Below are 12,194 nucleotides of genomic sequence, written 5' to 3'. Positions count from 1 at the left end.
CTGCTCGGTTCGTCAAGGTTCAGCGATGCTAGGCGTGGCCCAACCATGGGCCTGTAGGACGCAAGGCCGAGCTTGTATCAAGCCTGAATCAACTCGAGCGTACGGGCGTCGCGCTGGCCTGCGAAAAATTCCTCGAGTGCCTGCGCGAACCGCGGCTCGCCGGGCGCGGCCCGCTCGAACAGCGTGAGGGAAGACTTGAACTTCACGTCGTCGGGCGATCCGAAGATGTCGTGTGCGCTGCGCCCTCGCGCCTGCATCACCACATCGACGCAGCGGCGCAGGCGGGCGCCGAGCACGGGGTGCGCGAGGTACGCGCGCGCTTCCGCCAACGACGAGATGCCATAGCGCCTGGCCATGGCGCTCATGCCCAGCGCCTCGTGCTGCGGGAACACGAACCACATCCAGTGCGTGCGCTTGCGGCCGCTTGCCAGCTCGCGCAGCACGCCATCGATCACGGGATCCTGCGCATCGACGAAGCGCTGCAGGCCGAAGGGGTCGTTCGCGGCGCTCATGCGAGTTCGATCCACACCGGCGCATGGTCGCTCGGCTTCTCGCGGCCGCGGTGTTCCGCGTCGACACCCGTCGCTTTCAGCCGCGTGGCCAGGCGCGGGTCGAGCAGCAGGAAATCCATGCGGAAGCCGGCGTTGCGCCGGTGGGCATCGGCGTTCACCCAGAAGGTGTAGATGCGCTCCGTTGGGTGCAGGCGGCGCGTCGCATCCACCCAGCCTTGCGCCAGCAGGCGCTCGTAGCGCTCTCGCGTGGGTGCCTGCAGCACGGCGTCGAAGCGCCACAGCCACCAGTTGTAGATGTCGGCGTTGGTCGGCACCACGTTGAAGTCGCCCGCCAGCACCGTCGGCACGCCGTCGGCGAGCAGCTGCTGCGCGTAGGCCACCAGCCGGTCGAACCAGCGCAGCTTGTACTCGAAGTTGGGGCTGCCGGTGGGATTGCCGTTGGGCAGGTAGAGCGACACCACTCGGATGCCGGCGACGTCGGTCTCCAGCCAGCGCGCTTGCCCGTCGGCGTCGTCGCCGGGCAGGCCGCGCCGGATCTCGCGTGGCGCGGCGCCGCGCGCCAGCACGGCCACGCCATGGTGGGAGCGTTGCCCGTGCCACACCGCGCGGTAGCCGGCGGCCTCGATCGGTGCGATGGGGAAGGTGGCGTCGCCCGTCTTGATCTCCTGCAGGCAGGCGACGTCGGGGCGTGTCTCTTCCAGCCATTCCAGCAGCCGGGGCATGCGGCCCTTGACGCCGTTCACGTTGAAGGAAGCGATCTTCACTGGGAACCACCATTGCGCTGGCCCAAATCTTGCCACCAGAATCGCGCGTCAAACCCGATGGAGAAGCCATGAAAAGACTGCGCCTGTCCCTCCTCATCCTTGCCGCCTTCTGCGGCCTGGCCTCCGCGCAGACCCTGCGCTGGAGCAGCCAGGGCGACCTGCAGACGCTGGACCCGCATTCGCAGAACGAGCTGCTCACCAACTCGATCAACGGGCAGGTCTACGACACGCTCGTGATGCGCGACAAGAAGCTGGGCATCATCCCGGCGCTGGCCACCGAATGGAAGCAGGTGAGCCCCACCGTGTGGCGCATGAAGCTGCGCCAGAACGTGAAGTTCCACGACGGCGCGCCCTTCACGGCCGACGACGTGATCTTCTCGATCGCGCGCGGCGCGCACCAGGCCTCGCCGTTCCGCGCCTACGCCGTCGCGCTGGGCACGCCGGTGAAGATCAGCGACTTCGAGGTCGAGTTCCAGCTGAAGGAGTTCAACCCCATCTTCCTGCAGCACGCCAGCCTGATCTACATCATGAACAAGGCGTGGACGGAGAAGAACAACGCCGCCGCGCCGCTGGACTTCAAGAACAAGGAAGACAAGTACACCAACCTCAACACCAACGGCACCGGTCCCTACATCCTCGTCTCGCGCCAGCCCGACACCAAGACGGTCTACAAGCGCAACCCCAGCTACTGGGGCAAGATCGAAGGCAACGTGCAGGAGGTGGTGTACTCGCCGATCAAGAACGACGCCACGCGCACGGCGGCCCTCATCTCCGGCGAAATCGACTTCGTGCTCGACCCCGCGCCGCAGGACATCGCGCGGCTGAAGAGCACGCAGGGCGTGAAGGTGATCGACGGGTTGGAGAACCGCATCATCTTCATCGGCATGGACCAGGCGCGCGACGAGCTGCTGTACAGCAACGTCAAGGGCAAGAACCCGTTCAAGGACCTGCGCGTGCGCCAGGCGCTGTACCACGCCATCGACGTCGAGACGCTCAAGCGCACGGTGATGCGCGGCCAGGCCCTGCCCACGGGCGCCACCACGCCGTCGCCGCTGGGCACCTACAACGACCCGGCGCTCGAAGCGCGCATGCCCTACGACCTGAACAAGGCCAAGCAGCTGCTGGCCGCGGCCGGCTACGGCAGCGGCTTCGAGGTGCAGCTGGATTGCCCCAACAACCGCTACATCAACGACCAGTCGATCTGCGAGGCGCTGTCGGCCATGTGGGCCAAGATCGGCATCAAGGTGAACGTGCTGGCACAGCCGCGCGCCACCTACTTCCCGAAGGCCGAGAAACTCGACGTGTCGCTGTACATGCTGGGGTGGGGCGGCGCGATCACCGATGCGGAGACGGTGCTCACCCCCGTGCTGCACTCGCGCGCCGAACAGGGCGTGGGCTACTACAACTGGGGCAACTACAAGAACGCCAAGCTCGACCAGCTGATCGAGGCATCGTCGAAGGAAGCCGACGCGAAAAAGCGCGAGCAATTGATCAAGGAGGCGCTCAAGCTGGTCAAGGACGAAGTGCTCACGCTGCCGCTGCACCGCCAGGTGATCCCGTGGGCGGCGCGCAGCAACGTCGAGGCGGTGCACCGCGCCGACAACTGGCTCGAGTGGCAGTGGGTGAAGGTGGGGCCGGCGGCTAAATAGCGGCCAGCTCGCGCAGCACGCCGACGAAGCCCGCCGCGGCGGGCGACGGCGAGCGCCGCCGCAGCAGCATGAGGTGCACCGCCGGCACCTGCAGGGGCAACTGCAACGGCACCACGCGGATCACACCGAGCCGCCCGTAGTGCGCGGCTAGTGATGCCGGCATGATCGCCAGCATGTCGCTGGCCTCCAGCAGCACGGTCGTCGCCACCGTCGATGCGCTTTCGGTGATGTCCAGCCGCGCATGCAGGCCCGCGTGGCGCAGCGCCGCTTCGAAGCGCCCGCGCTGCGGCGAGCCCGGCGGCTGCAGGATCCACGGCCAGCGCGTCAGGTCCTTCAGCGCCGGCTTGCGCGCCGCCAGCAGCGGGTGGCCCTTGCGCGCGACCACCACCTGTTCCTCCGCCAGCAGCGGCACCACTTCGAGCTCGTCGTCGTGATGGCCCTCGGTCGGGCGCCCGAGCACCAGGTCGACCTGCCCGCGCTCCAGCAGGTCCAGCATCACGTCGCTGGTCTCGACCATCACCGAAGCCGCCACGCGCGGGTGGAGCCGCTTGAACTCGGCCAGTGCGGGCGCGACCAGCTGCGGCAGCGCGCCGGGCACGGTGCCGATGCGCAGGCTGCCGTGCAGGCCCGAACGCAGCGCGGCGAGCTGCTGGCGCGCGAAGCCGAAGTCCACCAGCGCCTGCTGCGCGAAGCGGATCACCACCTCGCCGGCCGGCGTCGGCTCCATGCCCCGCGCACGGCGCGCGAAGAGGGCGACGCCCAGCGCTTCCTCGGCCTGCTTCAGCTGCTTGGTGGCGGCGGGCTGCGTCATGTCGAGCGCGGCGGCGGCGCGGCCAAGGTTGCGCTCGCGGCCCAGCGCGTCGATGAGGAGCAGCTGACGCGTGCGCAAGCGCATGAGCAGCGCCGGGTCGGAAAGGGGCTTGGCCACGCCCGCAATATAGCCAAAAGGTGATGGCTTCCTGCGCAGAATTCATTGGCGGGAAATGGCTGCCCGCCGTACCCTGAGGCCACAAGAATCCCCAGGAGACACCATGCGGCCCGCCCGTTTCCGTTTCATCGCGGCCATTGCCGCCACGCTCGCCCTCGCGGCGCCCCTCGCACACGCGCAGGCCTGGCCCGACAAGTCGGTGCGCATCATGGTCGGTGCCTCGCCGGGTGGCGGCACGGACATCCTCGCGCGCATGCTCGCCGAGAAGTTCGCGGCGGACTTCAAGCAGCCCGTGGTCGTCGAGAATCGCCCCGGCGCTTCGAACACGATCGCCGCCGACGTCACGGCGCACGCCACGCCCGACGGCACGACACTCCTGCTCGCGACGAACACCGGGCAGGCGATTGCGCCGCACCTGCTCAAGCTCAAGTTCGATCCGCTCAAGGACCTGCAGCCGATCGGCCTCGTGGCCGTGATGCCGAACGTCCTGGTGGTGGCCGCGAACTCGCCGTACAAGTCGGTGAAGGACGTCGCCGCCGCCATGGCCGCGAAGCCCGGGCAATTGAAGTACGCGTCCTCGGGCGTCGGCAGCACGCAGCACATCGCGGGCGCGGCCTTCGCGCTGGCGACGAACACGCAGGCCATCCACGTCCCCTACAAGGGCAGTTCGCAGGCGCATGTGGACGTGATCTCGGGCGAGGTCACGATGATGTTCGACTCGACGTCGTCGGCCATGAGCCAGATCCGCGCCGGGAACCTGCGCGCGCTGGCGGTCACGGCCGACCAGCGCAGCGCCGAACTGCCCGACGTGCCCACGCTGGCCGAATCCGGCATCAAGGGCGCCGACGTGCAGACCTGGTATGCGCTGTACGTCACCGCCGGCTCGCCCAAGCCCGCGGTCGACACGCTGACGGCGGAGCTCGCGAAGGTGCTGAAGCTGCCCGACGTGCAATCGCGCATCCGCGGCCTCGGCGGCGACGTCGGCACGCTGATGGGCGAGCCGTTCTCGGCCATGAACCGCCAAGAGTTCGCACGCTACGGCAAGCTGCTGAAGGACGCCAACATCAAGGCGGAGGGCATGTGATGGCCAAGCGCCCCCGCATCGCCCTGGTGATGGGCGACCCCGCCGGGGTCGGCCCCGAGATGGCGGTGAAGCTGCTGTCACGCGAGGCCAACCTTGCCGCCGCCGACATCCAGCTGATCGCACCGCACTCGGTGCTGGCGCGTGGCGAGGAGATCGCCGGCACGAAGCTGGACCTGGGCCGCATCGCGCATCGCGTGCAGCGCGAAACCGGCGCCGCGCCCATGGGCCAGTGCACCGCTGCCGCCGGCGCCACGGTGCTGGAGGCGCTCACGGCCGCGACCGACCTTGCGAAGGACGGCATCGTCGACGCCATCCTCTTCGCGCCCATGAACAAGCACTCGCTGCGCCTGGCCGGCATGGACGAGGAAGACGAGCTGCGCTACATGCAGAAGCGCTTCGGCGTGAAGGACTTCGTCTGCGAGTTCAACATCACGGACAACCTGTGGACCTCGCGCGTCACGTCGCATGTGCCCTTGCGGGAAGTGGCGGACCTGATCACGCCGCAAGCCGTCGACGAAGCCGTGAGGATCATCGACAGGGCGCTGCGCCGCGCGGGTATCCCAAAGCCCCGAGTCGCGGTGTCGGGCCTGAACCCGCATGCGGGTGACGGCGGCTCGATCGGCATGGAAGAAATCGAAGTGATCGCCCCGGCGGTCGAGAAGCTCAAGCGCGCCGGCATCGACGCCAGCGGCCCGTGGTCGCCCGACACCGTGTTCATCGCGGCGCGGCGCGGCGACTTCGACGCGGTGGTATCGATGTACCACGACCAGGGCCAGATCGCGATGAAGATCATGGGCTTCGAGCGCGGCGTGACGCTGCACGGCGGCCTCCCGATTCCGGTCGCGACGTCGGCCAGCGGCAGCGCCTTCGACATCGCGGGCCGGAACGTCGCCCGCATCGAGGGCCTGCAGGCGGCCTTCGACCTGTGCGTGCGGATGGCAGCGGCGGCCTGACCCCGGGGGGTTCGCGCAGGGGCCGGCCGGTCCTATACTCGCGCAAATGAACGAACCAGTACGTCTGAAGGCGCTGCGCAAGACGGCGCCCGCGCGCGCGGCCAAGCGCAGCGCGCCGCAGCGTACCAACGACCCGGAACGCACGCAGGCCAACATCCTGGAGGTGGCCGAACAGGAGTTCGGCGAGAAGGGCCTGGCCGGGGCGCGCATCGACGAGATCGCCGAGCTGACGAAGACCAGCAAGCGGATGATCTACTACTACTTCGGCGGCAAGGAAGGCCTGTACCTCGCGGTACTGGAGGAGGCGTACCGCCGCACGCGCGAGGTCGAGGCCGAGCTGCACCTGGACGACCTGGAACCGGAGGAGGCGCTGCGCAGGCTGGTGGCGTTCACCTTCGACCACCACCTGCACCACGAGAGCTACATCCGCCTCGTGATGGCCGAGAACATCAACCGGGGCGAGTACCTGGCGCAAAGCCGCCGCATCCAGGAATTGAACGTCCCCGCCATCTCGGCCATCCGCCGCCTCTACGATCGCGGCGTCAAGGCGGGCATCTTCCGCAAGGGCCTGGACCCGGTCGACATCCACGCCTCGATCTCGGCGCTGTCGTTCTTCAACGTGTCCAACCGGCACACCTTCGGGCGCATCTTCAAGGTGGACATGAAGTCTCCGGCGTACGTCGCGCAGCGACGGGCCAACGTGGTCGAGCTGATCGCGCGCTTCGTTCGGAAATAACAGTTATGCGGCCGCGCGGGGGGCGGATAGGTAGTAACCCTCGAATTTAAAACTAACCAGTCCGTACAAAATTGGCCGACAGGAGACAAACATGCTCGACAAGGCGATCGACGGCCTCTGCCGGATCTTCAATTTCCTGATGGTCGTGTGCCTCGTGCTGATGGTGCTGATGGTGTTCGGCAACGTCGTGCTGCGCTACGGCTTCAACTCGGGCATCACCGTTTCCGAAGAGCTCTCGCGCTGGCTGTTCGTCTGGATGACCTTCCTCGGGGCGGTGGTCGCCATCCGGTCGCACGCCCACCTGGGCACCGACACGCTGATCGCCCGCCTGCCGCGCGCGGGCAAGAAGGCCTGCTACGTCGCCTCGCACGTGCTCATGCTCGCCATCTGCGTCCTGATGGCCAAGGGCGCCTGGCAGCAGGCGGTGATCAACTATTCGTCCACCAGCGCCGTGATGGAAGCGTCCATGGCCTGGTTCTACGCCAGCGGCGTCTTCTTCTCGGTGCTGGCCGGCCTGTTGCTGCTGCATGAGCTCTACAAGCTCGCCACCGGCCAGGTGAAGGACGAGGACCTCGTCACGGTCGCCGAGTCCGACGACCTGCCCACCGGGGAGCGCGCATGACCATCACGATCTTCCTCGGCGCGCTGCTCGGCGCCATGGCGCTGGGCGTGCCCATCGCGTTTTCGCTGCTGGTGTGCGGCGCGGCGCTGATGTGGCACATGAACATGTTCGACCCGCAGATCCTCGCGCAGAACACGCTGGAAGGCGCCAACAGCTTCCCGCTGCTGGCCGTGCCTTTCTTCATGCTGGCCGGCGAGATCATGAATGCCGGTGGCCTGTCGCGCCGCATCGTCACCTTCGCGATGAGCCTCGTGGGCCATGTGCGCGGCGGCCTCGGGTATGTCGGCATCATGGCCGCGATCATCATGGCGGCGCTGTCGGGTTCGGCGGTGGCCGACGCGGCGGCGCTGGCTGCGCTGCTGCTGCCGATGATGAACCGCGCGGGCTACGACACGGCCCGGTCCGCGGGCCTGCTTTCCGCGGCCAGCATCATCGCGCCGATCATCCCGCCTTCCATCGGCTTCGTCGTCTTCGGCGTCGCGGCCAACGTGTCCATCTCCAAGCTGTTCATGGCCGGCATCGTTCCCGGCCTGATGCTCGGCGCCGCGCTGTGGATCACCTGGTGGTGGCTGGTGCGCAAGGAGAAGATCCAGCCCGCGCCCCGTGCATCGCGCGAGGAAGTGGTCGTCGCGTTCCGCGACGCCACCTTCGCGCTGGTGCTGCCGGTCATCGTCGTCGTGGGGCTGAAATTCGGCGTGTTCACGCCGACCGAAGCCGCGGTGGTCGCCGCCGTGTATGCGCTCTTCGTGTCGACGGTGATCTACCGCGAGCTGAAGTGGGGCCAGCTGTACGGCCTGTTCCTCGCGGCCGCGCAGACCACCGCCGTGATCATGTTCCTCGTGGCGGCCGCCATGGTGTCGGCGTGGATGATCACGGTGGCGAACCTGCCCGCCGAGCTGGTTTCGCTGCTGCAACCCCTGCTGGACAAGCCCGTCCTGCTGATGTTCATGATCATGGTGGTGACCATGCTGGTGGGCACCGCGATGGACATGACGCCCACCATCCTGATCCTGACGCCGGTGTTCATGCCGCTGGTGAAGGCGGCGGGGATCGACCCCGTCTACTTCGGCGTCCTGTTCATCATCAACAACGCCATCGGCCTGATCACGCCCCCCGTGGGGACCGTGCTGAGCACGGTCGCCGGCGTGGGCAAGGTGAGCATGGACGAAGTCACCAAGGGCGTCTGGCCCTTCATGGTGGCGCAGTTCGCCGTGATGTTCCTCATGGTCTTCTTCCCGCAGCTCGTCACCGTGCCGGCGCGCTGGTTCTACTGATCCTTCCGTGGAGACAAGCATGAAACGCACGTTCTTCAAGTCCTGCCTCGCACTCGCGCTGGTCGCGGCTTTCGGCGTCGCGCAGGCGCAGACCAAGACGATCAAGTTCGCCAACCAGAACGCCAAGGGCCACCCCATCGTGATGGGCATGGACAAGTTCGCCGAGATCGTGGAGAAGAACTCCGGCGGCAAGCTCAAGGTGAACGTCTACCCCGCCGGCGCGCTCGGCAGCGACCAGGCCAACGTGTCGGCGCTGCAGGGCGGCACGCTGGAGATGGCCTCGATGAACTCGGGCATCTTCGCCAGCATCGTCAAGGACTTCGAGGTGTACGACTTCCCCTTCCTCTTCGGCAGCCCCAAGGAAGCCGACGCGGTGGTCGACGGGCCGTTCGGCCAGGGCCTGCACAAGAAGCTCGAAGACAAGGGCCTCGTCGGCCTGGCGTATTACGAGCTCGGCTTCCGCCAGCTGACCAACAGCAAGCGCCCCATCGCCAAGGTGGAAGACATCGCAGGCCTGAAGCTGCGTGTCATCCCGAACCCGATCAACGTCGACTGGGTGAAGGCGCTGGACGCCAACCCCACGCCGCTGCCTTTCCCCGAGCTGTACGCGGCGCTGGAGCAGAAGGCGGTGGACGGCCAGGAGAACCCGGTGGCCACCATCCGCGGCGCCAAGCTGTTCGAGGTGCAGAAGTTCATGACGCTCACCAACCACCAGTACAACCCGCAGTCGGTGGTGATCAGCAAGAAGTTCTGGGACACGCTGGCCGCCGACGAGAAGAAGGTCATCGCCGATGCGGCGATCGAATCGGCGAAGTACCAGCGCGAGCAGTCGCGCACGGCGGCCGCCAGCATCCTCGACGAGCTGAAGAAGAACGGCATGCAGGTGACCGAGCTGGCGCCGGCCGAGGTCGCCAAGCTGCGCGAGAAGATGAAGCCCGTGATCGCCAAGCACACCGCCGGCGTCGGCGAAGCCACCGTCAAGGCGGTGCAGGCCGAGGTCGACAAGGCCCGGAAATAGAAGGAAGGGCGGATGCGCATCGACGGCCGCACCGAAGTCATCGCGCACCTGGGTTACCCGACCCACACCTTCAAGTCGCCGATGATCTACAACCCGTGGTTCGAGCGGGAAGGGATCAACGCGCTGGTGGTGCCGATGGCCTGCAAGGCGGAAGACTTCGCGGGCGTGCTGCCGCAGGTCTTCCGGCTGGAGAACGTGCGCGGCGCGCTCATCACCATGCCGCACAAGGTCAGCGTGCTGCAGCTGCTGGATGACGTGACGCCGGCGGTGAAGGTCGCGGGCGCGTGCAACGCGGTCAAGCGCGCGGATGACGGCCGCCTCGTCGGCGACCAGTTCGACGGCGAAGGCTTCGTGCGCGGCGTCCGGCGCAAGGGCTTCGAAGTGCGGGGGGCGCGCGCGCTGGTGGTCGGTTGCGGCGGCGTCGGCTCCGCCATCGCAGCCGCTCTTGCCGGCGCGGGCGCCGGCTCGCTGGTGCTGTTCGACGTCAACGCGGGCGCGGCCGAAGCGCTGGCGGCGCGCTTGCGCGAGAACTACCCGAAGGTCGAGGTCGCGGCCGGCGGCAACGACCCGTCGGGCTTCGGCCTGGTCGTCAACGCCACGCCGCTGGGCATGTACGACGGCGACCCGCTGCCGGTGGACGTGTCGCGCCTGGCACCCGGCACCTTCGTCGGCGAGGTCGTGATGAAGGACGAGCTCACCGCCTTCCTGCGCGCGGCGCAGGACAAGGGCTGCCGCGTGCAGGTCGGCACCGACATGCTCTTCGAGATGATCCCTGCCTACCTCGAGTTCTTCGGGCTGCCGGCGGCCACGCCCGAGGCGCTGCGGGCCACGGCCCGCCTGGAGTACTGACATGAGCGAAGCCGCAACGACGCGCGAACCTTTGCAGGCCTGGCACGCCGACGAAGCCAACCCGCTGGGCCTGGACGGCATCGAGTTCATCGAATACGCCACGGCCAAGCCGCAGGCGCTGGGCCACGTGCTGGAGATGATGGGCTTCCGGCCCGTCGCGCGGCACCGCTCGCGCGAGGTGCTGCTGTACCGGCAGGGCGGCCTGAACGTCGTGGTCAACGCGCACCCGCCGGACGGCGAGGGCGAGGTAGGCCTGCCCGACGAGCCGGAACTCGCGGCCATCGCCTTGCGCGTGCGCGATGCGCGCGCGGCCTATCGCCACGTCATCGCGCGTGGCGCGTGGGAGGTGCAGACGCACCCGGAGGTGATGGAGCTGAACATCCCCGCCGTGCATGGCGTGGGCCGCAGCCGCATCTACTTCGTCGACCGCTGGCGCGACTTCTCGATCTACGACGTCGACTTCGTGACCATCCCGTCCGTCGACCGCAACCCGCCCGCAGTCGCCGGCATCCACTTCTTCGGCATCGTGCAGTACATCGGGCTGGGCCGCTCGGCCGACTGGATCGAGTTTTACAGCGAGCTGTTCGGCGCGCAGGCCATCCCCGACGAGCAGCGCTTCGGCATCATGCCGGCCGGGCACCTGATGCAGTTCCCGGGCGTCGATGCGCACAACGCGTTCATGCTGCAGCTGGTGGAGCCGCCGTCGGACTTCGTCGATGCGCGCGAGTACTTCCAGCGCATCGGCCTGGGCGTGGACGACGTGATGGCGGCGGCGCAGCAGCTGCGCGCCAAGGGCATCGAGTTCGTGGAATCGGGCGCCGCCCACACCGGCCAGCGCGGTGCGCTGACCAAGACCTACCTGGGCAGCGTCGTCTTCGAGCTGGTGCACAGCAAGCGATGAGAAGCACCGGCAGCCTCGACCGCTCCATCCGCGACTTCGGGATGGACACCATCACGCTGGCCGGGCCGCTGGAGGCGAAGCTCGACGCGATCCGTGAAGCAGGCTTCTCGCAAGTGATGCTCAAGGCCAACGACCTCGCGGGCCATCCCGAGGGCTGGAAGGGCGCCGTGCGCGCGGTGCAGGCCAGCGGCCTGCGCGGCACGGGCTTCCAGGTGCTGCGCGACTTCGAAGGCCTGTCGGGCCACCTGCACGAGTACAAGGTGGACATCGCCAAAGCCATGCTCGAGATGTGCGCGGCGCTGGGCTGCAAGGTGCTGCTCGCCTGTTCGAGCACGTCGGCGCATGCGACGCAGGACCGCGACGCGATCGCGCGCGACCTGCGCAAGCTCGCGATGCTGGCGGTGCCGCTGGGCATCCGCATCGCCTACGAAGGCCTGTCGTGGGGCCGCACGATCAACGAGTACACGACGGCGTGGGACGTGGTCTCGCGCGCGGACTGCCCGAACCTGGGCGTGTGCATCGACTCCTTCCACATCCTCGCGGCGAAGACGCCGCTGGACGCCCTCTCCGACCTGGACCCGGCGCGCATCTTCCTCGTGCAGCTGTCGGACTTCATGTGGCACGAGACGCCCACGTTCGAGGAACGCATGGCCACGGCCCGCACCTACCGCGTGTTCCCGGGCGAAGGCGTGCACACGTCGAAGGTGGCGGAACTCGTGCTGCGCCTGGACGCGTTGGGGTATGCGGGCGACTACAGCTTCGAGGTGTTCAACGACGACTACGTGCAAATGCCGCTCGGCTTCGTCGCGCAGCGCGCACGCCAGTCGGCCCTGTGGCTGGCCGAAGACATCCTGCGGCGCGCCGTGCCGCTGCCCAACCAGCTGCGGCTGCGCACGGCCTGACC

Annotated in this window: 13 protein-coding genes; 10 read left to right on the top strand and 3 right to left on the bottom strand. The window is 67.9% G+C overall.

What is annotated here, in order from left to right:
- Positions 1 to 77: 77 nt before the first annotated feature.
- Positions 78 to 512 carry a DUF1810 domain-containing protein gene (locus tag WG903_RS16300; RefSeq protein WP_340077327.1) on the bottom strand — a complete coding sequence of 145 codons (435 nt, stop codon included), beginning with the start codon at positions 510 to 512 and terminating at the stop codon, positions 78 to 80.
- Positions 509 to 1,276 (bottom strand): exodeoxyribonuclease III, encoded by a 768-nt coding sequence (gene xth / locus WG903_RS16295; protein WP_340077325.1) that lies wholly within the window; start codon positions 1,274 to 1,276, stop codon positions 509 to 511. Before xth ends, WG903_RS16300 begins: the two co-directional genes overlap by 4 nt.
- 68 nt (positions 1,277 to 1,344) lie before the next feature.
- Here xth and WG903_RS16290 point away from each other — a divergent pair, with 68 nt between their 5' ends.
- Positions 1,345 to 2,925, top strand: a complete 1,581-nt coding sequence (locus tag WG903_RS16290; RefSeq protein WP_340077323.1) for an ABC transporter substrate-binding protein — start codon at positions 1,345 to 1,347, stop codon at positions 2,923 to 2,925.
- Here the strand turns inward: WG903_RS16290 and WG903_RS16285 are convergent.
- The gene (locus tag WG903_RS16285) at positions 2,918 to 3,853 is read right to left on the bottom strand and encodes a LysR family transcriptional regulator (protein WP_340077321.1); all 936 of its coding nucleotides are present in this window, start codon (positions 3,851 to 3,853) and stop codon (positions 2,918 to 2,920) included. The genes WG903_RS16290 and WG903_RS16285 overlap by 8 nt on opposite strands.
- 103 nt (positions 3,854 to 3,956) lie before the next feature.
- Between WG903_RS16285 and WG903_RS16280 the strand changes: the two genes are divergently transcribed.
- From WG903_RS16280 to WG903_RS16240, 9 genes are all read left to right on the top strand, one after another.
- Positions 3,957 to 4,937, top strand: a complete 981-nt coding sequence (locus tag WG903_RS16280) for a Bug family tripartite tricarboxylate transporter substrate binding protein (RefSeq protein ID WP_340077319.1) — start codon at positions 3,957 to 3,959, stop codon at positions 4,935 to 4,937.
- A complete protein-coding gene (locus WG903_RS16275) occupies positions 4,937 to 5,890 on the top strand; it encodes a 4-hydroxythreonine-4-phosphate dehydrogenase PdxA (RefSeq protein ID WP_340077317.1) in 954 nt (317 codons plus the stop codon). The genes WG903_RS16280 and WG903_RS16275 overlap by 1 nt, the downstream gene beginning before the upstream one ends.
- Positions 5,891 to 5,936: 46 nt before the next feature.
- A complete protein-coding gene (locus tag WG903_RS16270; RefSeq protein ID WP_340077315.1) occupies positions 5,937 to 6,626 on the top strand; it encodes a TetR/AcrR family transcriptional regulator in 690 nt (229 codons plus the stop codon).
- Between the two features lie 91 nt (positions 6,627 to 6,717).
- Positions 6,718 to 7,248, top strand: coding sequence for a TRAP transporter small permease (locus WG903_RS16265; protein WP_340077313.1), 531 nt, complete (start codon positions 6,718 to 6,720; stop codon positions 7,246 to 7,248).
- Positions 7,245 to 8,522: a TRAP transporter large permease subunit gene (locus WG903_RS16260; RefSeq protein ID WP_340077311.1), complete on the top strand. Its 1,278-nt coding sequence runs from the start codon at positions 7,245 to 7,247 to the stop codon at positions 8,520 to 8,522. Before WG903_RS16265 ends, WG903_RS16260 begins: the two co-directional genes overlap by 4 nt.
- Before the next feature lie 19 nt (positions 8,523 to 8,541).
- On the top strand, positions 8,542 to 9,540 hold the full coding sequence (locus tag WG903_RS16255; protein ID WP_340077309.1) for a TRAP transporter substrate-binding protein: 999 nt from the start codon (positions 8,542 to 8,544) through the stop codon (positions 9,538 to 9,540).
- 12 nt (positions 9,541 to 9,552) lie between these two features.
- On the top strand, positions 9,553 to 10,389 hold the full coding sequence (locus tag WG903_RS16250) for a shikimate dehydrogenase family protein (protein ID WP_340077307.1): 837 nt from the start codon (positions 9,553 to 9,555) through the stop codon (positions 10,387 to 10,389).
- A 1-nt stretch (position 10,390) separates the two neighbouring features.
- Positions 10,391 to 11,290: a VOC family protein gene (locus WG903_RS16245; RefSeq protein WP_340077305.1), complete on the top strand. Its 900-nt coding sequence runs from the start codon at positions 10,391 to 10,393 to the stop codon at positions 11,288 to 11,290.
- The gene (locus tag WG903_RS16240) at positions 11,287 to 12,192 is read left to right on the top strand and encodes a sugar phosphate isomerase/epimerase family protein (protein ID WP_340077303.1); all 906 of its coding nucleotides are present in this window, start codon (positions 11,287 to 11,289) and stop codon (positions 12,190 to 12,192) included. Before WG903_RS16245 ends, WG903_RS16240 begins: the two co-directional genes overlap by 4 nt.
- The last annotated feature ends 2 nt before the right edge of the window (positions 12,193 to 12,194 follow it).

This window comes from Ramlibacter sp. PS4R-6 (assembly GCF_037572775.1).
Taxonomy (GTDB): Bacteria; Pseudomonadota; Gammaproteobacteria; order Burkholderiales; family Burkholderiaceae_C; genus Ramlibacter.
The sequence above is the reverse complement of the archived record's forward strand: the minus strand, read 5'-3'. Positions and strand labels throughout refer to the sequence as shown.